The 21,168-nt window shown below is 44.0% G+C and carries 19 protein-coding genes; 7 read left to right on the forward strand and 12 right to left on the reverse strand.

What is annotated here, in order from left to right; genetic code table 11:
- Nucleotides 1-115: 115 nt before the first annotated feature.
- Nucleotides 116-2,212 carry a prolyl oligopeptidase family serine peptidase gene (locus ACLI08_RS02075; RefSeq protein ID WP_411426793.1) on the forward strand — a complete coding sequence of 699 codons (2,097 nt, stop codon included), beginning with the start codon at nt 116-118 and terminating at the stop codon, nt 2,210-2,212.
- A gap of 50 nt (nt 2,213-2,262) precedes the next feature.
- On the opposite strand, the gene ACLI08_RS02080 is transcribed toward ACLI08_RS02075, so the two are convergent.
- Together ACLI08_RS02080 and mtgA are read right to left on the reverse strand one after the other, a co-directional pair.
- On the reverse strand, nt 2,263-3,204 hold the full coding sequence (locus ACLI08_RS02080; RefSeq protein WP_411426794.1) for a lipid A deacylase LpxR family protein: 942 nt from the start codon (nt 3,202-3,204) through the stop codon (nt 2,263-2,265).
- Nucleotides 3,204-3,881, reverse strand: coding sequence for a monofunctional biosynthetic peptidoglycan transglycosylase (gene mtgA / locus ACLI08_RS02085; protein ID WP_411426795.1), 678 nt, complete (start codon nt 3,879-3,881; stop codon nt 3,204-3,206). The genes ACLI08_RS02080 and mtgA overlap by 1 nt, the downstream gene beginning before the upstream one ends.
- Nucleotides 3,882-4,158: 277 nt before the next feature.
- On the opposite strand from mtgA, the gene recJ reads away from it, so the two are divergent.
- The gene (recJ, locus tag ACLI08_RS02090; RefSeq protein ID WP_411426796.1) at nt 4,159-5,853 is read left to right on the forward strand and encodes a single-stranded-DNA-specific exonuclease RecJ; all 1,695 of its coding nucleotides are present in this window, start codon (nt 4,159-4,161) and stop codon (nt 5,851-5,853) included.
- Nucleotides 5,854-5,922: 69 nt separating this feature from the next.
- Here recJ and ACLI08_RS02095 read toward each other — a convergent pair whose 3' ends face one another.
- The 7 genes from ACLI08_RS02095 to ACLI08_RS02125 form a co-directional block, all read right to left on the reverse strand.
- Nucleotides 5,923-6,525, reverse strand: coding sequence for a hypothetical protein (locus tag ACLI08_RS02095; RefSeq protein ID WP_411426797.1), 603 nt, complete (start codon nt 6,523-6,525; stop codon nt 5,923-5,925).
- A gap of 35 nt (nt 6,526-6,560) precedes the next feature.
- Nucleotides 6,561-6,881: a type II toxin-antitoxin system RelE/ParE family toxin gene (locus tag ACLI08_RS02100; RefSeq protein ID WP_411426798.1), complete on the reverse strand. Its 321-nt coding sequence runs from the start codon at nt 6,879-6,881 to the stop codon at nt 6,561-6,563.
- Entirely contained in the window at nt 6,872-7,114 is a 243-nt protein-coding gene (locus ACLI08_RS02105; RefSeq protein WP_411426799.1) for a hypothetical protein, read from the reverse strand. Before ACLI08_RS02105 ends, ACLI08_RS02100 begins: the two co-directional genes overlap by 10 nt.
- Before the next feature lie 135 nt (nt 7,115-7,249).
- Nucleotides 7,250-8,239, reverse strand: coding sequence for an aspartate-semialdehyde dehydrogenase (locus ACLI08_RS02110; RefSeq protein WP_411426800.1), 990 nt, complete (start codon nt 8,237-8,239; stop codon nt 7,250-7,252).
- Between the two features lie 199 nt (nt 8,240-8,438).
- Entirely contained in the window at nt 8,439-8,834 is a 396-nt protein-coding gene (gene mscL, locus ACLI08_RS02115) for a large-conductance mechanosensitive channel protein MscL (protein WP_411426801.1), read from the reverse strand.
- 64 nt (nt 8,835-8,898) lie between these two features.
- On the reverse strand, nt 8,899-11,340 hold the full coding sequence (locus ACLI08_RS02120) for a bifunctional UDP-N-acetylmuramoyl-tripeptide:D-alanyl-D-alanine ligase/alanine racemase (RefSeq protein ID WP_411426802.1): 2,442 nt from the start codon (nt 11,338-11,340) through the stop codon (nt 8,899-8,901).
- A 77-nt stretch (nt 11,341-11,417) separates the two neighbouring features.
- Nucleotides 11,418-12,035: a thymidine kinase gene (locus ACLI08_RS02125; RefSeq protein WP_411426803.1), complete on the reverse strand. Its 618-nt coding sequence runs from the start codon at nt 12,033-12,035 to the stop codon at nt 11,418-11,420.
- Between the two features lie 102 nt (nt 12,036-12,137).
- Here ACLI08_RS02125 and ACLI08_RS02130 point away from each other — a divergent pair, with 102 nt between their 5' ends.
- The 4 genes from ACLI08_RS02130 to ACLI08_RS02145 all read left to right on the forward strand — a co-directional run bounded on the left by ACLI08_RS02130 (nt 12,138) and on the right by ACLI08_RS02145 (nt 15,893).
- Entirely contained in the window at nt 12,138-13,838 is a 1,701-nt protein-coding gene (locus ACLI08_RS02130) for a hypothetical protein (protein ID WP_411426804.1), read from the forward strand.
- Nucleotides 13,839-14,549 (forward strand): 16S rRNA (cytidine(1402)-2'-O)-methyltransferase, encoded by a 711-nt coding sequence (rsmI, locus tag ACLI08_RS02135; RefSeq protein ID WP_411426805.1) that lies wholly within the window; start codon nt 13,839-13,841, stop codon nt 14,547-14,549.
- A gap of 243 nt (nt 14,550-14,792) precedes the next feature.
- Nucleotides 14,793-15,161, forward strand: coding sequence for a glyoxalase (locus ACLI08_RS02140; protein WP_411426806.1), 369 nt, complete (start codon nt 14,793-14,795; stop codon nt 15,159-15,161).
- 3 nt (nt 15,162-15,164) lie between these two features.
- Nucleotides 15,165-15,893: a sulfite exporter TauE/SafE family protein gene (locus tag ACLI08_RS02145; RefSeq protein WP_411426807.1), complete on the forward strand. Its 729-nt coding sequence runs from the start codon at nt 15,165-15,167 to the stop codon at nt 15,891-15,893.
- Between the two features lie 17 nt (nt 15,894-15,910).
- On the opposite strand, the gene ACLI08_RS02150 is transcribed toward ACLI08_RS02145, so the two are convergent.
- The 3 genes from ACLI08_RS02150 to ACLI08_RS02160 are packed head-to-tail and all read right to left on the reverse strand — an operon-like array spanning nt 15,911 to nt 19,036.
- Nucleotides 15,911-17,023, reverse strand: coding sequence for an NAD(P)/FAD-dependent oxidoreductase (locus tag ACLI08_RS02150; RefSeq protein ID WP_411426808.1), 1,113 nt, complete (start codon nt 17,021-17,023; stop codon nt 15,911-15,913).
- A 6-nt stretch (nt 17,024-17,029) separates the two neighbouring features.
- Entirely contained in the window at nt 17,030-17,773 is a 744-nt protein-coding gene (locus ACLI08_RS02155; protein WP_411426809.1) for a DedA family protein, read from the reverse strand.
- Between the two features lie 30 nt (nt 17,774-17,803).
- Nucleotides 17,804-19,036 (reverse strand): dicarboxylate/amino acid:cation symporter, encoded by a 1,233-nt coding sequence (locus tag ACLI08_RS02160; RefSeq protein WP_411426810.1) that lies wholly within the window; start codon nt 19,034-19,036, stop codon nt 17,804-17,806.
- Between the two features lie 220 nt (nt 19,037-19,256).
- On the opposite strand from ACLI08_RS02160, the gene ACLI08_RS02165 reads away from it, so the two are divergent.
- The gene (locus ACLI08_RS02165) at nt 19,257-21,158 is read left to right on the forward strand and encodes a S9 family peptidase (protein ID WP_411426811.1); all 1,902 of its coding nucleotides are present in this window, start codon (nt 19,257-19,259) and stop codon (nt 21,156-21,158) included.
- Nucleotides 21,159-21,168 lie beyond the last annotated feature (10 nt).

A 21,168-nucleotide genomic window follows, 5' to 3' on the forward strand; every position in this document is an offset into this window, starting at 1 on the left:
GGAGATACCCGTGTCCCAACACGGGTATTTTTTTGCGCTTTTTTTGGTGTTAATATTTACTGTGCTTTCTGCAAAAAACCTCCATGATAGTTACATTTGTACAAAACCAATAGTTATGAAAAAAACACTATTTATAATGGCCCTGGCCACCGGACTAAACGCCACTGCACAAATGAATTCTATTAAATATCCGCAAACGCGCAAAGACAATACAACAGACACTTATTTTGGAACTCAGGTGCCAGACCCTTATCGCTGGCTTGAAGATGACCGCAGCCCTGAAACTGCAGCCTGGGTTAAAGCCGAGAACGAAGTAACAAACGCTTACCTGGCACAAATACCGTTTAGGGACGTTATTAAAAAACGCCTTGAGGAGTTATGGAATTACGAACGTATATCGGCTCCGTTTACCGAAGGCGCTTACACGTATTATTATAAAAATAACGGCTTGCAGAACCAGAGCATCCTATACCGTAAGGGCAAAGATGGCAAAGAGGAAGTTTTCCTGGATCCTAATGGGTTTAGCAAAGACGGAACCACGTCACTTTCTTCGGTACGGTTTAATAAAAAAGGTAATCTTGTAGCCTACATGATCTCTGAAGGCGGAAGCGACTGGGGCAAAATTATTATTATAGACGCCGCAACCAAAAAACAACTGGGCGCTATAGAAAATGTAAAGTTTAGCGGCATTGCCTGGAAAGGAAACGAAGGCTTTTACTACAGCACCTACGATAAACCCGAGGGAAGCCTGCTTTCGGCAAAAACCGACCAGCACAAACTGTACTTCCACAAGCTTGGCACACCTCAAAAAGAGGATACGGTAATTTTTGGCAACGAGCAAAAAAACCGCTACGTAAGCGGCTACCTTACCGAAGATGAACGCTACCTTATTATTTCGGCAGCAAACAGCACCTATGGCAATAAGCTGTATGTAAAAGATTTATCAGTTGCAGATGGTAAAATAGTTACCATAGTAGACAACTACGATAGCAGCAGCCAGGTATTAGATAATAAGGGCGCAACACTTTACATAAGCACTGATTACAAAGCGCCTAATAACCGTTTGGTAATCGTTGATGCTGTTGCGCCGCAGCAAAGCAACTGGAAAGACCTTATAGTCGAAACCGATAATGTTTTGTCTGTTACTGATGGTGGCGGATATTTGTTTGCCTTTTATATGAAAGATGCCGTATCTCAAGTAAAGCAACTGGATTATAACGGTAAACTGGTTAGGGAAATCACACTGCCCGGACTGGGCACAGCATCGGGCTTTGGTGGTAAAAAAAGTGAGAAAACGCTGTACTATTCGTTTACTAACTATACCACACCGGGTAACATTTACGCTTTTGACCCTAAAACAGGAAAATCTGTTGTGTACCAAAAGCCTAAAGTAGGCTTTAACAGCGAAGACTATACCAGCGAACAGGTTTTTTACACCAGTAAAGACGGCACTAAAATACCAATGATTATTACCTATAAAAAGGGGCTGAAACGCGATGGTAAAAATCCTACCATACTGTACGGCTACGGTGGCTTTAACGTAAGCCTTACCCCTGCTTTCAGCATTGCTAATGCAGTGTGGCTGGAAAACGGCGGAATATATGCCGTGCCAAACCTTAGGGGCGGTGGCGAGTACGGCCGTAAGTGGCACGATGCCGGCACCAAGATGCAAAAACAAAATGTATTTGATGACTTTATAGCTGCTGCCCAATATCTTATTAAAAACAACTACACCTCGTCAAGCTATCTTGCTATACGCGGTGGCAGTAACGGAGGATTACTCGTAGGCGCCTGCATGAGCCAGCGCCCCGAATTGTTTAAAGTAGCACTGCCCGCAGTAGGTGTTATGGATATGCTGCGTTACCACAAATTTACAGCAGGTGCTGGTTGGGCTTACGACTACGGCACTGCCGACGACAATAAAGAAATGTTTGAATACCTAAAAGGATATTCCCCTGTACAATCGCTTAAGAAAGGCGTACACTACCCGGCTACCCTTGTTACCACAGGTGACCATGACGACCGCGTGGTACCTGCGCATAGCTTTAAATTTGCCGCTACACTGCAGGAATGCCAGGCGGGCAACGCACCGGTTTTAATACGAATTGAAACCAATGCCGGGCACGGGGCAGGTAAATCTACCGCGCAAACCATAGCCGAACAAGCCGATATACAGGCGTTTACCCTATACAACATGGGAATCAAGTTATAAGTTGCCAGTAGCAGTTTTCAGTCTGCCTGGCTGAAAACTGCTACTGAAAACTAAAACAAGTACCCTAACTGTATTGAACCATAGTAATAACCCGTAATTACATTATTACGGAGTTCCTGGCCTCGGTAATTAAAAGAATAGGCATATGTGTACCGACCCCGCCCGTATTTTATACCTGCTTCGGCATTGAACCTGAAAGGTATAAGGGTATAGGTTACCGGGCTGCTATTATTAAACGGACTGCCTTGTATGGTAGCATCGTAATACATATATTGTATCCTGGGGTTAAAAAATACAAACAACTCCCGGCGACCGGTATAGTCCCGGGATTGGTTTAGTGCCGCACCATACATACTGCTGTGGTTTATTGGCGTAAGCATGCCGTTAAGGCTAATGCGCGACATAACGCCTACCGATGCGCTGCTCCATATAGTACCCCACTGGGCTTCGGCCTGTACATAATAATCTGCCTTTCGAAGACGGTTTCCTGAAAATAGCTTATGGCTGTAGAATGCGTTTAACTGAACCGCAGGCGTGGTTCTAATTTGGTATTTCCAGCCCAGTACCCTTGGGTAATGTAAAAGGCCATGCAGAAACTTTTGGGTAGCTTCTGCCCCGCTCTCCGGGCCTACAACGCCCAACTGAAGGTTGGCTTTTAGCAGATTACCGTTTGCGTGATATATGTTTATTCCGCCCTGGGCAAACAAATATCCGGCATAGGGCCTGTCTTGCGTTATGGGTTCTGCTGTGTATACGCTTTGAGGGTTGTACATATACTGCCCCACACGAAACTCCCATATTTTACGGGATGCGCTTAAAGTATCTGAATTGCTTAAAAAGCGGTAAAACAACTCAAGTCCGTTCGTATAATACCGGTCATTGTGCACAGATGTATACAGGTCGTTGTCGCTAACAATACCAGCTTCGGCAGGCCTTTGTGCCCAGCCCATGCTACTGCACAGCAGTAATAGGTATAGTAGCAAAGGGCGCATCAATAATCCAGTTTTACGTATTTCATGTGTTTCATGATACGTGATTTACGCCTCTCTATATATCCTGAAGATCCTTTGGCTTTATACTTAAACGGATTTGGCAATATGGCTGCAATTCCGGCAGCTTCGTAGCGCGTTAAATTTGCAGCGTCTTTACCGTACCAATGCTGTGCCGCGGCCTGCGCACCGTACACGCCATCGCCCATTTCTATGCTGTTAAGGTATACCTCCATAATACGCTCTTTACTCCACAATAGCTCTATAAGTACCGTAAAGTACGCTTCAAAAGCCTTACGCACATAGCTGCGACCCTGCCAAAGAAATACGTTTTTGGCTGTTTGCTGGCTTATGGTACTACCGCCTTTTATACGCTTGCCTTTACTGTTGCTCTTATACGCCTGGTACATGGCCCTGAAGTCGAAACCATGATGACTCAGGAATGTACCGTCTTCACTGGCTATAACGGCCTTTTGTAACTTTGGCGAAATTTCTTCAATAGGTACCCAGTCGTGTTTGCAGTGCAGGTCTTCGCCACCGGCTTTTTGTTCAAAAGCACGGGTTATCATCAGTGGTGTAAACGGCACCGGGACCCAACGGAATAACAATACCGAGAATACTGATATAAGGAAAAACCAGATAACTACTTTATAAAACAGGCGAAGTATTTTTTGAAACATATAAAATGCTGGTGTATTAAGGCGCCACGAAATTACGAATTAAAATTTTTAGTTTTGTACTAGCCACAAATTTCACAAATTTGCACGAATCATTTATGAAGACTTCTTTACCAACCGGAGCACTGGTAATTAATTGTTATGCAAAAAAACATTGCCGCACTCCGCTACACTGCGTTCGCAAAGACAGCACAAGAGAAACGCGATGAAAAAACAGTCTGCAAAACTCTCACTTGACATACCGTAAAATATACCCTACTTTTACAGAAAATTGTTTTTAATGCGCTGGACTTTTGCCCCGGAACCCGACCCGTTGATTATAAACCACCTGACCGATGTACTGGGGGTAGACCGCCGTATAGCAACCCTGTTGGCGCAGCGTGGAATTAGCACATATGAGGAGGCACGGCAGTTTTTTCGTCCATCGCTGGCAGACCTGCACGACCCGTACCTTATGAAAGACATGGATAAAGCAGTGACCCGTGTAGAAAATGCAATGGCCAGCGGTGAGAACATTCTTGTTTTTGGCGATTATGATGTAGACGGCACTACAGCGGTCTCATTAATGAGTGGCTACCTTCGCACTATTTACCCCAATGTAGATACGTATATCCCTGACCGTTATGCGGAAGGATACGGCGTATCATTTGCGGGTATAGACTATGCCGATGACAACGCTTGCACCCTTATCATAGCGCTCGACTGTGGTATTAAAAGCCCGGATAAAGTGGCTTACGCCAAAGAAAAAGGCATTGATTTTATTATTTGCGATCACCACCGCCCCGGCAATACCCTACCCGATGCAGTTGCCGTACTGGATCCGAAGCGCGACGACTGCTCTTACCCTTACGATGAGCTTTGCGGTTGCGGTGTGGGCTTTAAACTGATACAGGCACTGGCCGCTAACCGTAACCAAACCATAATGGATTTGCTACCGTGGCTGGACTTAGTAGCCACAGCCATTGCTGCCGATATAGTACCCATAACCGGGGAAAACCGTATCCTGGCAAAATTTGGGCTCGACGTAATTAATACCTCACCCCGTGCAGGAATTAAAGCACTTATACAGAACGCGAAACGACAACAACTTACCATAAGCGACGTAGTGTTTACCATAGCCCCGCGCATTAATGCCGCCGGGCGCATAAGTCACGGTAAACATGCGGTGGCATTACTTACCGAGTTTAGCCTGGAACAGGCCGAGGAATTTGCCGCGCAAATTGAAACCTTTAATGCCGACCGTAAAAACCTGGATAAGCAAATTACCATGGAAGCTCTGAGGCAGATAGACGACAATAACGACCATGAGCGTTACAGTACCGTAGTGTACCAAGAAGACTGGCATAAAGGGGTAATAGGCATTGTGGCGTCGCGCCTTATAGAGACATACTACCGCCCTACACTGGTATTTACCAAAAGTGGCGATAAGCTGGCTGCTTCGGCGCGTTCAGTACGGGATTTTGATATTTATAATGCCCTTGAGGCGTGTGCCGACTGCCTGGAGCAGTTTGGCGGGCACATGTATGCGGCAGGACTGACGCTAAAAGAGGAACAATATGAAGCATTTAGGGAAAAATTTGAGCAGGTGGTGCAAAGCACCATAGCACCCGAATTACTAATCCCCGAAATAAAGATTGATGCAGAGCTTGACCTGGCCGACATAACCCCGAAATTCTTCAGGATACTTAAACAGTTTGAACCCTTTGGCCCGGGAAATATGACACCTGTGTTCCTGACTAAAGGTCTGCGCGATACGGGCTTTGGGCGTGCCATAGGTGCCGATAGCGACCACCTGAAACTATTTGTGAAACAAGGCAATAGCGAGGGATTTGGCGCGGTAGGCTTTGGCCTTGCCAAAAAGAAAGATATTACCTGCAACGGTAACGCTTTTGATGCGGCTTACAGCATTGATGAAAACGAATGGAACGGACAGGTGAGCTTGCAGCTTCGGCTTAGGGATGTGCGGTGTGAGTAGTGGATTTGGCGGGTTTAAAGATTCCTGACCTAACTATTTTATGTAAACCCATTAAGACAACCATGCTAATCAATTATCATTTTGCACCCCATATTTTTCAACTACCGATTCCTTTATATCGGAATAAGTTACGGCTGTAGCTATCTTCCTCAATGTACTTAAAGAAATGCTTTTCTGCGACCCTAATTTGGTATTCAATTCTATAGCAGAAACAACATAAAACTCCCACTGATTTAAATCTAAAGGATTTACAGTCGGTTTTTCAGTATGCTTTAGCAAGCAGAACACATAAACATCGGCATGCCGTTTAGATATTCCCGAACGTTTATCTATACTGTAATCCCATTCTTTGGCCTCGCCACAACCAAACTTAATTTCTGACAACTTAAGCTGTTCCCAAGACTGTAAGAAAGCTGATGACTTCACCTCAACTTTAACGCCATGAGGAGTAATCAAATCAAATGCATCCCATTCTTTCCTTGTCTTTTTAATATCTATACTCAATGCGGTCGCAACAATAAATTCAGCTAATATACCGCGCGTAGCATTACTCAAAATATCAGACACACTCCACCTCCAAAAGTCGAGTAATGAAAAGTTCAATTCACTATTCTCAAATGAAAGTTTCTCCTCACCTGATTTTAATTTTACAATGTGATTGGTTAAGTCCATTATTATGTATTAATCCGAATAAAGAAATTGGTTAATCAACTCCTTGTATCATCTATCTTTATAGGATTTTGCCTTGTATCAAAAACATTTGCAATAACAACTCTTTTCGCTTTGGCGTTTATGTAATACAAAATCTTATAATTACCCGTAATAAGATAGCGAAACTCCTGCGCCCTGTCTGATAAAAGTACTTCTTTAGCACCTATTTCAGGAGTTGAACCTAGTCTCGCAGTTTCGTCGACAATAGTATATGTTATCTTTTCAGCTACGCTAATGCCTGCCTTAAATTTATAGTAGTTAAAAATGTCTTGTAGCTTATCTTCGGCAAATTGTGTCCAATAAACCTCTAACGCCATCCTTTCATTTTTTGCCTCAAGTCACTAACATTAATTAACCTTCCGTTCTCTTCATCTTCAACAGACCTGTCCATTTCAGCATTAAATTGTTCCATAGACATAGGTTTTAGATTTTGCTCAAAAACTTCTGACTTACTTTGGTGCAAAAAATTCTCAACAGCAGTGATAATCTTTTCATTATCGAGCCGTAGAAATTCCTGTACTATTAATATTTTTCGGGCTTCTAAATTCATCTTTATTAAGGTATACTACAAAGTTATACTTTTTTAACGTTCTGTAAATAACTTCGTTGTTAAAGTACAATCCAACAAAAAACCCGCTAAGCCGTAGCTTGCGGGTTTTTAAATATCGTAAGTAATTCGTTTAAATTATACCAGTCCGTTTGCCACTAGGTATTCCGCAATTTGCACCGCATTTGTAGCAGCACCTTTACGAAGGTTATCGGCTACAATCCACATGTTAAGTGTGTTTGGCTGGGTTTCGTCGCGGCGGATACGGCCCACAAAAACCTCATCTTTACCCTCGGCATATAGCGGCATAGGGTAATCGGCATTAGCGGTATCATCCTGAACCACCACACCCGGGGTATCGCTAAGTATCTGGCGTACTTCGGCAAGATCAAAATCATGGCTAAACTCCACGTTTACGCTTTCGCTATGCCCACCCACGGTAGGGATACGCACAGTAGTAGCCGTAACACGAATGCTATCATCGCCCATGATTTTCTTGGTTTCCTTAACCATTTTCATTTCCTCTTTGGTGTATCCGTTATCTTCAAACACGTCTATCTGAGGAATGGCGTTACGGTGAATAGGGTACTTGTATGCCATTTCGCCCTCTATACCGGCATATTCGTTTTCAAGCTGTTTTACCGCTTTAACACCGGTACCGGTAACGCTCTGGTAGGTAGAAACCACCACACGCTCTATATTATATTTTTTGTGCAGACCCGATAGCGCCAGTACCATTTGTATGGTAGAGCAGTTAGGGTTGGCTATTACCTTGTCTTCGGCAGTAAGGGTAAACGCATTAATTTCAGGAACCACCAACTTGTTAGCCGGGTTCATTCTCCATGCGCTTGAGTTGTCTATTACGGTAGTACCTGCTTCGGCAAACTTAGGCGCCCATTCTAACGAAGTACTACCACCCGCCGAAAACAGTGCTATTTGCGGCTTCATGCTTACAGCAGTTTCCAGACCTACCACCTTATAAGCAGTGCCTTTAAAGGTTACCTCTTTACCTACAGACCTCTCTGAGGCTACAGGAATCAGTTCGGTTACGGGGAAATTACGTTCTGCCAGTACTTTAAGCATTACTTCGCCTACCATTCCGGTAGCGCCTACAACAGCAACTTTCATAGTATAATTGTGTGATTAATAATTTAATTTGGGTCAAAAGTAGTTATAAAAGTGTTTCAAAGTAAAAATTTATAACAAAGAAATACCGCCCTTGCGAGGCGGTTTTGTTAAATATTAGAATATGTAGTATAGCGGAAACGTCTTTATAACGAAATGTTATGCATGTAACAAAAATACTATGCGTAACATATTTTTAAAATTATAGATTTGGTCTGCTTTTCAGCGCATCACGGATTTCCATAAGCAGCTTTTCTTCATTGCTTGGTGCAGGTGGCGCAGCCGGAGCCTCAGCCTCTTTTTTGCGTGTGGCGTTAATGCCTTTTACAATAAGGAACAGTGTAAAGGCCACAATAACAAATGAAATCACGTTACTAAGAAACAAACCATACTTTACGGCAGTTCCGGGTATAGTAAGTTCGGAAAGGTTTTTTAGATTCGCCTTTTCCAGAAGCGGGGTAAGTATAAGCGGGGTAATTATATCTTCTACCAGTGATTTTACAATAGCATTAAATGCTGCACCAATAATAACACCCACGGCCAGGTCCATTACATTACCCTTCAGGGCAAAGTCTTTAAATTCTTTCAATAATGCCATAAGCAAATAAGGATTTAGGTTATTTAATTGTTTTCGGTAATTACTAAGATACAAAAAACAAATTTTACTCTTTGTAAAAAACCCGTTTTACACGCTGTGAAATACTTGTTAAAATTTCATACGGTATGGTTTCCAGCACCTTGGCCATTTCGTGTACGGTAGGACCTTCGCCAAAAATTACAGCGGTGTCACCCTCTTTGCAGTCGATACCCGTAACATCGGCCATGAGCATATCCATACAAATACTGCCTAATATAGGGGCTTTGCGCCCGTTTATGGTTACGTATCCTCTACCATTACCCCAAGCTCTGCGTATACCATCGGCATAGCCTACGGGCAGTGTGGCTACACTTACGGGTTGTTTTGCCATAAAACGGCGGCCGTAGCCCACGCTATCTCCGGCAGGTACTTGTTTTATTTGTAGTATTACCGTTTTAAGGGTACCCACATTTTGCAGAAACTTCTGTTCTACAGCATCGTTACCCACACCATACAGGCCAATACCCAGGCGCACCATATTATATTGTGCTTCGGGATAATGGTAAATACCTGAAGTATTCAGTATATGCCGTATAGGGTTAATTGCAAGCGCCTCTGTGATTTGGCCAGACCATTTATCAAATTTGCTTATTTGCCCCAAAGTAAAATCTTCAAACTGAGGGCTGTCTGCCGCCGAAAGGTGCGAGAATATGCTACGTACCTCTACAAAGTTATTGTTACGCAACAGGCTTATAAGTTCCTCAAGTTGGTTCTCCTGAAAACCCAGGCGGTGCATACCGGTATCCAGCTTTATGTGTATGGGGTAATTGCTTAAGTTCTTTTGCTGTGCCAAGGTAATGAACGCGCGAAGTTCCTTAGCCGAATAAATCTCCGGTTCGAGGTTGTACGCTATCATGGCGCCAAATGCAGTAGTTTCGGGGTTCATTACTATAATTGGCGTACTAATGCCCGCATTACGCAGGTCGATACCCTCATCGGCAAAGGCCACCCCCAGGTAATCAACCTTTTCGTGGCTCAGGGTTTTGGCTATCTCGTAGCTACCCGCCCCGTAACCAAACGCTTTTACCATAACCATAATTTTGGTTTCGGCCTTTAGCCGGCTTTTATAAAAATTAAGGTTGTGCACTACAGCGTTAAGGTTAATTTCAAGTACGGTTTCGTGGGTCTTTTCTTCAAGAAGCACCACAATTTCATCGAACCGGAAACTACGCGCTCCCTTAACCAGTATGGTTTGGTCGTTAAAACCCGACGGCTTAAAGTTGGCCAGGAATTCGCGGGTATCTTTATAGGGGTAAAAATTAGGAAAATCGGCCAGCTCTCTGCTTATGGTTTCGCCTATACCTATCACACGGCTTATGTTATGACCAGATAGTAGCTTTGCCACCTTTCTGTACAATACTGATGTATCAAACCCGCTCTGGAAAACATCCGACAATATAACTGTTTTTTCCTGGTGTGTTTTCTGTTGCTCTAAAAAGTCGAGTGCTATTTTAAGCGATTGGTAATCGCTGTTAAAACTATCGTCTATGAGGGTACAACCGTTTATTGCTGTTTTTACCTGAAGCCTCAATTCTACAGAGTATAAACCGGATATGCGTTCCGCTATAGTTTCATGGCTGTAATCCATGCTCAGCATGGTCATGGCGCAACTTATAGCATTCTCTACCGAAGCATCATCAGTAAACGGAATGTTTACTGTAAATGTACCGCGATAATTAAAGGTTAGTTGTGTACTTCCGGAAATAACCTTACAATGGATACTTACCACGGCATTGTCGTCATTAAAACCCCAGGTAAAGGTATGCACGCCATAAGGCACAAGGCGGATAACCTGTGGGTTGTTTTGAAGTATCAAGGTTTTTACATGGGTAAACAGCTTTAGCTTTTCAGCTATTTTTTGGTCGCGACTTTCAAAGCCTTCATCGTGCGCGGAGCCTATATGTGTAAGTATGCCTATAACCGGGCGTATTATAGGTTCCAGCTTTTCCATCTCACCCACTGTGGAAATTCCAGCCTCAAAAATACCCAGGTCATGGTGCTCATTTATACCAATAACAGAGAGTGCGACCCCTACCTGCGAGTTATAACTCTTAGGGCTACGGATAATGTTATAATCAGGACTAAGCAAGTAGTTAAGCCACTCTTTTACTATGGTTTTTCCGTTACTGCCGGTTACAGCAATAACCGGGAAGTTGTATAACTGCCGATAGTTTATGGCAAAATCCTGAAGTGCTGTAAGGGTATTGGGTACAATAAAAAAATTAGCCTTACCCTCACTCCCGTGCGGAATATGGTTTACCACAAAATTCTGCACGCCTTTTTCTATCAGCGCAGGGATAAACTGGTGACCATCGCGATTTTGTCCGGCAAGGGCAAAGAAAAGAGTGCCGCTGTTGTTTTGGAGCGACCGGCTGTCTATAGACACGTTGTCTATTTCTGCATCAGGCTTATTGCCTTCAAAACGGGCATTAAGCCAATGGGTTATATGTTTGGTATGAACGCTCAAGGTATAAATAGAATTTACTGTAAAATTACTATTTAAAACCGAGATTTTTCAGCATTAAGCGAACCAAAAAACAGTGATTATTCCGCCGGTTTATCAAAAGATTTTTTACTCTCCTGCTGTTCCCTAATAGCTTGGTAATACGCCGCCCTGCTCAGGGGTTCATATTCTTCCGTTTCCCCAAGCAGCACTAACTTATCATTTTGTGCTTTTCTAAAACTGTAGTGCGCCAGGTTACCGGTACGGGTGCACACTGCATGTACTTTTGTAACGTATTCGGCAGTAGCCATTAATGCAGGCATGGGACCAAAAGGGTTGCCTTTAAAATCCATATCGAGCCCTGCCACTATAACACGGATACCGTTGTTTGCAAGGTCGTTGCACACCGCCACAATTTCATCATCAAAAAACTGGGCTTCATCTACCCCTACTACCTGGCAGTCCTGTGCCAAAAGGCGTATCATGGCGGCCGATTCTACAGGTGTGCTGCGTATTTCGTTACTGTCATGAGACACCACCATTTCGTCATGATAACGGGTATCTATAGCAGGTTTGAAAATTTCTACTTTCTGTTTTGCAAACTGCGCGCGTTTTAGCCTGCGTATCAGTTCTTCGGTTTTACCCGAAAACATAGACCCGCAGATAACCTCTATCCACCCGAATTGCTCTTTATGATTTACTGTATTTTCAAGAAACATTTTATACCTTCAGCCTGTAAAAACAGAAATGTTTTGCGTTACTTTGTAATGAACAAAAATATTAAAAAAGTAACGCTCCACGCCTTATTATCCTATAAAGTTATGAAGAAAAAGTTAGAAGCCGAGCTTATAAGCATTGCGCATCGCATACTGAAACTTAAAAACAGGGCCGAACTGGAACAGCTTCAGCAGGAAACACTAAACCTGTATCAAAAGCTTTCGGTACTAAAATTTGTAGAGGATAATTTTAACGACGTAAAACCTACCATTGGCTTTGCTTCGGCAGAGCAAAAGCTGGAAGAAATATACAGCCGGGAACCACAAACAACTGCCCCAGAGCAACAGGAACCTGCAGAAGATAAAGAAAACACAACGCCTGAAACTCATGAGGAGAACCTAGCTGCCGAAGTAGCTGAAAATGTTACTCCCAAAGAAGAACAGCCAGAAGAAATTGACACTAATGGCGACGAACCTGTGGCGGAGGAAACACCTGTAGCAACTGAAGAACCTGCCGCTGTAGCGGAGGAAACTCAGGAGCCGGAAGAAATTACTCAAACAGAAACACCTGAACACCCGGAAGAAACTGCCGAATCTGAACCTTCGGAAGAAACTGCCGCAGAAGCAGAAGAAACCACTGCAGAAACGGAAGAAGTACAGGCTACAGAAACTGAACCTGCTAACGTTACTGAAGAAACTGTTATTGATGAGCCCGTTACTGAGTCTGATGAAACCGCAACAGCTGAGACTGAAGAAACACCAGCCGAAGACCCGCAGGAAACTGAGCACGAAAAAGAGCAGGAGCATCATAACCAACCCGAAGAACATAAAAAGCTTGCAGAACAACCTGTAACCCACCACAGGGAAGAAATCACCGCCGAAGTAGGTTTACATGAAGATTTACAGGAACCGATTACCGAAGTACCTGAGCTGCCCGAAACCGGTCAACTACCGGAAGGAAATGCTGAAGATACAGAAAATGGCACCGGCGAAGGCATAGACATACCTACAGGCGAACCTGCCGTTTCTCAGGAAGAAGCAGCTATTACCGAAGAAACTACCGGCACAGAAATAAACTTTGACCGTAAGGAAACAAAGCAGCGTGAAATTGTGTTTGAAGATTTTAGCAAATTCATTGAACCTGAATTTGTAAAAAAATCAGATACAGGCAGCCCGAAAGAACCGGAAAATGCAGCTCCAAGCTTTGACGACTGGATGAACTGGGAACCGAAAAAAGAAGAAGCTTCGCCGGCAGCCGAAACGCCAAAAGAGGAGCCTAAACCGGTAAATCCGTTGGATGACTGGATGAACTGGGAACCTTCTAAATCTACATTTGGTAACGAAACCCCAAGTCCGCAACCAAAAGCGGAGGAACCAAAAGCGGAAACCAAATCTGACGACTGGATGAACTGGGAGCCGTCTAAATCGGTATACGGGTCGGCACCCGCAGAACCGGAAGCTCCTAAGACCGCACCGGTAAACGAATGGCGTGCACCGGAGCCAGAATCATTTACACAAAAAACCACCGAACCGGAACCGGCTAAACCTGTTGCACCAAAATACAGCGACACGTTTGTCCGCGCCATGAGCCTTGGGCTAAACGACCGCATAGCGTTTGAAAAACATCTTTTTGGCGGAAGCAGCGAAGACCTTAACCGCGTGGTATCTCAAATCAATACGCTTAATACATACGAGGAAGCACACGACTTTATAACCGACCTAGTAAAGCCTGACTACAACAACTGGAACGGCAAAGACGAGTATGAAGCGCGCTTTATGGAACTGGTAGAGAAAAAATTCAGGTAAATGAGTAAACTGTATATAGTACCTACCCCCATAGGCAACCTTGAAGACATGACATTCAGAGCCATAAAGGTGCTTAAGGAGGTAAACCTTATCCTGGCGGAAGACACACGCACCAGCGCTAAACTACTAAAGCATTTTGAAATAGGCACCCACATGATGAGCCACCACATGCACAACGAGCATAAAACGGTGGAAAGCATTATACAACGCCTTAAAGGTGGCGACACGGTAGCCCTAATAAGTGATGCGGGTACGCCTGCCATATCAGACCCCGGGTTTTTACTTACCCGCGCCTGTGTGGAAAACAACATAGCGGTAGAATGCCTGCCCGGCGCTACGGCTTTTGTACCGGCATTGGTAAACAGTGGCCTGCCCAACGATAAGTTTGTTTTTGAAGGTTTCCTGCCCGATAAAAAAGGTAGGCAAACACGCTTTTTGGCTTTAGCCGAAGAAAGCCGCACCATGATATTTTACGTTTCCCCGCATAAGCTGGTAAAGACGTTAGGCGAGTTTGCGCAATACTTTGGCGCTGACCGGCCTGTTTCGGTATCTCGGGAGTTGAGCAAGCTGCACGAGGAAACGGTACGTGGTACCGCCACCGAAGTACTGGAACATTTTACCAAAAAAGAACCTAAGGGCGAAATTGTGGTAATAGTGGGCGGTGCTGTAGCAGAAAGGAAAAAGAAACGCGAAGACAGGGAGGAAGAGTAACTCCCTTGATTTTCCACATAATACACAAACGTTCTGTCATCTCGAGGCACGAAGCAATCTAAAATTATGAAATTCAAAGTAGATCGCCGCGCTCTGTACCTCCGCTCGCGATGACGGAACAGAAGTGCATCGCGAGTTAGCCACAAAGTTTTTCAGGTTCCGTCATTGTGAACGCAGTGAAGCAATCTCTAACAATGTAAAAACCCTATCCTTCACAATACTTTACCTTAACAACCAAAACCCATGAAACCAAAAGTAACCTCCATACGTCCGTTTATAGGCTCTAAAAATTTTGAAACCTCACGCAGCTTTTACCGTGATTTGGGGTTTGAAGAAAACGAGTTGGGCCCCGGATTCTCAGTATTTCATTTCCAGCACCTATCATTTTACCTGCAGGATTATTATGCCGAAGAATGGGTAGGAAACACCATGGTATTTATGGAGGTAGAAAACACAGAAGAATTTTGGGCATACCTGCAATCGCTTAACCTCACCGAAAAATACCCCGAGGCTAAATTGGTTCCGCCACGCACCCTGCCTTGGGGAAGCGAGTGTTTTGTACACGACCCTGCCGGGGTACTATGGCATTTTGGGGCGTTTAACCCGGAATAAACCATGACCGAAAACTACTACCTGTTTGTTATACTCGCTTTAGTATGCGAAATCATTGGCACGGTATCGGGCTTTGGCTCATCGATACTTTTTGTGCCTGTAGCCAGTATGTTTTTTGATTTTAAGACCGTACTGGGCATTACGGCAGTATTCCATGTGTTTAGTAATCTATCTAAAATTGCGCTGTTCAGGAAAGGGATTGACAAAAACATAGCCCTTAAACTGGGCATACCTGCGGTAGTATTTGTTATCATAGGCGCATGGCTTACTACGTTTATCCCTGTAAAAATCATGGAGCTCTACATGAACCTGATTTTAGTAGTGCTCGCCATTTATCTTTTTGCCAACTTTAATAAAGAACTGAAACAAACCGATACCAATTTATACGGAGGTGGGGTGCTTTCGGGTTTTCTTGCGGGGCTAGTAGGTACCGGTGGCGCCATACGCGGCATTACACTGGCGGCTTTTCACTTACCTAAAGATACATTTATTGCTACCTCAGCGCTCATAGACCTAGGAGTAGACAGCAGCCGCGCCATAGTATACATAAGCAACGGCTATTTTAAAGAGCAGTACCTGCTGCTTATTCCGTTTCTTATAGGAATAAGTATTGTGGGAAGCTACTTGGGTAAAATCATACTCAAACACACATCAGAAAAGGCGTTTAGGTATATAGTGCTATCTATAATTGTTATTACTTCGGTATTTGAAACGGTGAAGTATTTTTGGTAGAGTAGTTAAAAGATCGGCTAAACCAAATCTGCCAGCTCCTGCCCTATAAGGCTGCCTATGGCTACACCCATGCCGCCAAGGCGTACACCGCAGTACACATGGTTGCTCAGTTGTTCTACGATTGGGCGTTTACTGCCACCCATACCCATAATACCACTCCAGCGGTGGGCTATGGCTACTTCGGTATTGGGCAAAATGATTTCGCGGAGGAGTTGCTCTAATCTGTTCTGAATAATATCGGTAGTACCAAATTCAGTAGTAGTTTCTCCTTCAAAGTCGAGATTCCGGCCACCGCCAAACAATATGCGGTTGCCTATATTACGAAAATAGTAATATCCGCGATCTATATGGAAAGTACCACGTATGTCCAGGTTTGGCATCGGTTCGGTAATGAGTACCTGCGCGCGTGCAGGTTTTACAGCACCGTTGGTTAGTTGATCTGCAAAAGCATTGGTAGCAAACAGGAGTTTCTTTGTAGTAAACGAGAAATCACCCAGTGCCACTTCTACTCCATCAGGTTTTTCAGTATAACCGGTAACGGTTTGGCTGTTGAGTATTAAAATCCCGGCGGCGTGCGCTTCTTTTAAAAGCGCCTGCATCATTTTCCCGGTATCTATTTGCCCTTCAAACGGATTAAATATTAAATACTCTTTGGTTCCTTTAAATTCAAAACGGTCTACTTCCCTGCTAAACACATCGGCTCTGAACAGCGGACGCAGTACTTCGTTTACAAACGGCATACGGCGCAGGCAAGCCTCATACCCGGCCGTATCGCTATCCAGGAACAGCTCGTAACCACCATGCGGACGAAAATCTATAGCAGCATCGCCCAAGCGTTTGCGTAGGATTTGTAGCCCCTGCCAACGTTTTTGTATCAGTGAAACAACTTCCTCCTCTGTGTGAGTGATAAGGTCATCCATAATCTCGCTCAGGCTGCCAAAACAGGCAAACCCGGCATTTTTAGTACTGGCTCCCTGAGGTAAGGGGCCACGTTCCAGCACCAGTATTTTTGCCTCGGGGAAACGCTCACGCAGCCGTAATGCGGCATGAAGGCCTACAATGCCACTCCCCACTACGGTGTAGTGCACATTGCTGAACCAACTGTCTATTTCCCACCAGCTAAAATTCATGACTATTTAGTTAGGGAATATATTAGCATCGCCGTCATTATCGTCGTTAGCCTCTTCAATAGCTTCCTGCTCGGTTACTTTTTTACCTTTCAGCATATTAAGCAACACAGGGAACGTGGTAATAAGAACAATACCTATTACTATTTTTTCAATGTGAGCTTTAAGATCTATGTCAAACTGCACTTTAAAAAGCTCGTTAAGGTAATGCCCGGCAAAAATCATTGCAAATGCCCAAAGGATAGAACTCGCAATGTTGTAAGCCATAAACCTCTTTTTATCCATTTTTACAATACCTGCAATAATAGGTGCAAATGTGCGCACTATAGGCAGGAAACGCGCGAAGATAATGGCGCGCCCACCGTGTTTTTCAAAAAACTCATGCGCCTGTATAAGGTATTTCTTTTTAAACAAAAAGGTATCTTCTTTCTTGTAAAGGTAGGTACCGCTCTTGTAACCAAACCAGTACCCAAACATATTACCTACAACCCCGGCTGCGGCTACCATGGCAGCCAGCACCGTTACGTTTAAAAAGCCATTGCCCAGGTCGAACACGGTAGACATAAGCGAATCGCTGTAAATACCGGCCAGGAACAAAAGGCTGTCGCCCGGCAGGAAGAAACCTGCAAAAAGTCCGGTTTCGGCAAATACAATAAACAATACTACATAAATCCCAACAGGAACACCGGCTACGTGCAGGTTAATGTAAAACTCGGGGTTAACTAACTGCATCCAGTTAAAGCCTTTTTCCATACTATATTTTATTTGTTTTGATGATGATTCTTATTTTTTTGCCTCCCACTTATCAATGGCGCTCGTTGCCAGGGCGTTGCCCAAGACATTTGTCATGCTCCTGCCCATGTCGCAAAAATGGTCTATAGGTAATATTAAGGCAATGCCTTCTGCCGGTATATCAAACATGGCGCACGTGGCCACCACAACAATTAATGATGCCCTTGGTACCCCTGCCACACCCTTGCTGGTAAGCATAAGTACAAGCAGCATAAGCAGTTGTTTTTCTATAGGCATATCTATACCGTATACCTGCGCTATAAACAGGCTTGCAAACGTCATGTACATCATGCTGCCGTCCAGGTTAAAAGAATACCCAAGAGGCAGTGTAAACGATACAATTTTTGGGTCGCAGCCAAAGCGCTCCAACTCTTCTGTAAGCTTAGGAAATACTGCCTCGCTACTGGTTGTACTAAAAGCCACCAGTAATGGGCTCGCCAGCCTTTTTAATAACGTAAAAAGCCTGTTGCCCAGTATAAGATACCCTACGGTAAGTAGCAGCACCCACAATAGCAGTATACCCAGGGCAAAATCTGCAAGGTAGCCCGCATAAAGCCTCCAGATATCAAAGCCATACAGCGCAACCGCACCCGCCACTGCACCGAGTACGCCCAGTGGAGCAGTCCACATAATGTACGATACCATTTTTAGCACTACGTGGGCCACGGTATCTAAGGCTTTTATAATAGTTTTTGATTTCTCCTCGCTAAGGGTAGACAGCGCAATGCCGAACATAACAGAGAACACCACTATTTGCAGTATTTCGTTAGCGGCAAGGGCTTCAAATATGCTTTTGGGAATAATATGCGTAACAAAGTTTTCAAGCGAAAAAGACGATGTGCCCTTTACAAGGTCATCAGCAGGCGCCAGCTTAGACATATCTATAACCGTACTCTTACCGGGTTCAAGCCAGTTTACCAATGCCATGCCCAATAACAACGAAATAAGCGATGCCGTTAAAAACCAGCCCAATGCCTTACCTCCTACACGCCCTACCATTTTTACATCGCCCATTTTAGCAATGCCCACTACCAGCGTACTAAAAACAAGTGGAGCTATAATCATTTGCACAAGGCGGATAAATATAGTCCCCAGAAGTTTTATATTCTTAGCAAAAGCAGCAGCAGTTTCGGTATCGTAACCCGTATGGATAAAATTCCCCAAAATACCGCCTATGATCATGGCGGCAACAATGGCAAGAAATAATTTATTATTGCTTTTCAAAAGTAAGAGGTTTAGAGACCGTGAAATTACTGATAATTTTTTAAAGGTGTTTTAACAGTTCCGCTTTTAGGCCGAAATATTAACGATTTGGTATTTTAAAAACATAATCCTCAAACAAAGGGCAGGTATACAACATGTTTTTTGCATTATTTTTTTAACGGTCAGTTTCGGCTAATAGTCTTATTTTTGGAGAGCGTTTTTATAAAACAAATACTTAGTAATGAAAAAAATTTTATTGTTAACAGTGAGCCTAATGGGATTATCGGCTTCAGCACAGCAAACCATGACACCGGAGTTGTTGTGGAGCCTTGGGCGTGTAAGCGCGCTTGGCATAAGCAAAGATGGCAAATCAGTAATATACAAAGTTTCTACGCCAAATGTAGCCGAAAACAAATCGGCTTCTAAATTTTACAGCATACCGCTTACCGGCGGAAGCGCAACAGAAATTAAAGAAACCGAAGGGCTGGTTAAAGACAAAAATCTGTCTCCCGATGGCAAACTTATGCTTACCAGCAAAGAAATAAAAGTAGAAAAACTGCTGGGTAGCGACCTGCACCCGGAACTGGAAAAAACAACAGCGCAGGTATACGATGGCCTTGACTACCGCCACTGGGATACGTGGAATAACGGCACCCATAATCACGTAGGTTACCATGCCGTGGCAGACAAAGACGGATTTACCGATATTATGCCGAACGAGCCATACGATTCACCACAAAAACCACATGGAGGCGATGAGGATTTTATTTGGGGTCCTGATGGAAAAACCATTGTATACGTATGTAAAAAGAAAGCCGGTACAGCCTATGCTACAAGTACTAATACCGATTTGTATGAGTACAACCTGGAAACAAAAAAAACTACAAACCTTACCCCGAACAACCCGGGTTACGATACACAGCCGGCATACTCTCCGCAGGGCTACCTTACCTGGCTGCAAATGAAACGCGACGGCTATGAGGCCGATAAAAATGATATTATTGTGCGCTATAACGGTTCCGACCTTAATCTTACAGCAGGTTGGGATGGCACAGTAGACAGTTTTACGTGGAGTGCGGATGGTAAAAAAGTGTATTTCCTGGCGCCGGTAGATGGCACCAAGCAGCTTTTTGAGGTTAACTTCCCCGGGAAGACCAAAATTGCCGTTACCGTAACCCAGCTTACCGATGGTTACTTTGACGTAAACAGTATTGTGGGCTTTAGCGGCGAAAATGTTATTACAGAACGCGCCGACATAAACCACGCACAGGAAATTTACAGCTACAACTTAAAGAAGAAAACATGGAAACAAATCAGCACAGTAAATAACAACGTATACAACAACCTTGCCCTTAGCAAAACAGAGAAACGCTATGTAACTACTACCGATGGCAAAAAAATGCTGGTATGGGTAGTACTTCCGCCAAATTTTGACCCTAAGAAAAAATACCCGGCGCTATTGTATTGCCAGGGTGGCCCACAAAGTGCCCTTACGCAGTTTTACAGCTTCCGCTGGAATTTTCAGGTAATGGCAGCACAGGGTTACATTATTGTAGCACCAAACCGCCGCGGTATGCCGGGCTATGGTGTACAATGGAATGAACAGATAAGTAAAGACTGGGGCGGCCAGGTAATGGACGACTATCTTAGCGCTATAGACGATGTAGCCAAAGAGCCTTATGTAGATAAGTCAAGACTAGGTGCTGTAGGTGCCAGTTACGGTGGCTACTCGGTATTCTATTTAGCGGGTATACACAACAAAAGGTTTAAAACTTTTATTTCGCACTGTGGCGTATTTAACCTACAAAGTATGTATGGCACTACCGAAGAAGTATTTTTTACCAACTGGGACAGTGGTGGCCCATATTGGGACAAAAACAATGCGGCCGCACAAAAAACCTACACTAAATTCAACCCAATAAATAATGTTGATAAATGGGACACCCCTATACTGGTAATACAAGGCGGCAGTGATTACCGTGTACCTATCGGGCAGGGGCAGGAAGCATTTCAGGCAGCGCAGCTTCGTGGCATTAAGAGCCGATTCCTGTATTTCCCGGACGAAAACCACTGGGTATTAAAACCACAGAACGCTATGGTATGGCAACGTGAATTTTTTAGGTGGTTAAAAGAAACATTATAGAATATTCAGT

Source organism: Flavobacterium sp. RNTU_13, assembly GCF_046614455.1.
GTDB lineage: Bacteria > Bacteroidota > Bacteroidia > Flavobacteriales > Flavobacteriaceae > Flavobacterium.

What these genes read in the sequence shown, in the direction of transcription:
- ACLI08_RS02155 (WP_411426809.1), bottom strand. Translation starts at nt 17,773, where the DNA reads ATGGAAAAAGGCTTTAACTGGATGCAGTTAGTTAACCCCGAGTTTTAC.
- mscL (WP_411426801.1), bottom strand. Translation starts at nt 8,834, where the DNA reads ATGGCATTATTGAAAGAATTTAAAGACTTTGCCCTGAAGGGTAATGTA.
- ACLI08_RS02075 (WP_411426793.1), top strand. Translation starts at nt 116, where the DNA reads ATGAAAAAAACACTATTTATAATGGCCCTGGCCACCGGACTAAACGCC.
- ACLI08_RS02095 (WP_411426797.1), bottom strand. Translation starts at nt 6,525, where the DNA reads ATGGACTTAACCAATCACATTGTAAAATTAAAATCAGGTGAGGAGAAA.
- rsmI (WP_411426805.1), top strand. Translation starts at nt 13,839, where the DNA reads ATGAGTAAACTGTATATAGTACCTACCCCCATAGGCAACCTTGAAGAC.
- ACLI08_RS02105 (WP_411426799.1), bottom strand. Translation starts at nt 7,114, where the DNA reads ATGAATTTAGAAGCCCGAAAAATATTAATAGTACAGGAATTTCTACGG.
- mtgA (WP_411426795.1), bottom strand. Translation starts at nt 3,881, where the DNA reads ATGTTTCAAAAAATACTTCGCCTGTTTTATAAAGTAGTTATCTGGTTT.
- ACLI08_RS02080 (WP_411426794.1), bottom strand. Translation starts at nt 3,204, where the DNA reads ATGCGCCCTTTGCTACTATACCTATTACTGCTGTGCAGTAGCATGGGC.
- ACLI08_RS02150 (WP_411426808.1), bottom strand. Translation starts at nt 17,023, where the DNA reads ATGAATTTTAGCTGGTGGGAAATAGACAGTTGGTTCAGCAATGTGCAC.
- ACLI08_RS02165 (WP_411426811.1), top strand. Translation starts at nt 19,257, where the DNA reads ATGAAAAAAATTTTATTGTTAACAGTGAGCCTAATGGGATTATCGGCT.
- ACLI08_RS02140 (WP_411426806.1), top strand. Translation starts at nt 14,793, where the DNA reads ATGAAACCAAAAGTAACCTCCATACGTCCGTTTATAGGCTCTAAAAAT.
- recJ (WP_411426796.1), top strand. Translation starts at nt 4,159, where the DNA reads ATGCGCTGGACTTTTGCCCCGGAACCCGACCCGTTGATTATAAACCAC.
- ACLI08_RS02145 (WP_411426807.1), top strand. Translation starts at nt 15,165, where the DNA reads ATGACCGAAAACTACTACCTGTTTGTTATACTCGCTTTAGTATGCGAA.
- ACLI08_RS02100 (WP_411426798.1), bottom strand. Translation starts at nt 6,881, where the DNA reads ATGGCGTTAGAGGTTTATTGGACACAATTTGCCGAAGATAAGCTACAA.
- ACLI08_RS02125 (WP_411426803.1), bottom strand. Translation starts at nt 12,035, where the DNA reads ATGTTTCTTGAAAATACAGTAAATCATAAAGAGCAATTCGGGTGGATA.
- ACLI08_RS02110 (WP_411426800.1), bottom strand. Translation starts at nt 8,239, where the DNA reads ATGAAAGTTGCTGTTGTAGGCGCTACCGGAATGGTAGGCGAAGTAATG.
- ACLI08_RS02130 (WP_411426804.1), top strand. Translation starts at nt 12,138, where the DNA reads ATGAAGAAAAAGTTAGAAGCCGAGCTTATAAGCATTGCGCATCGCATA.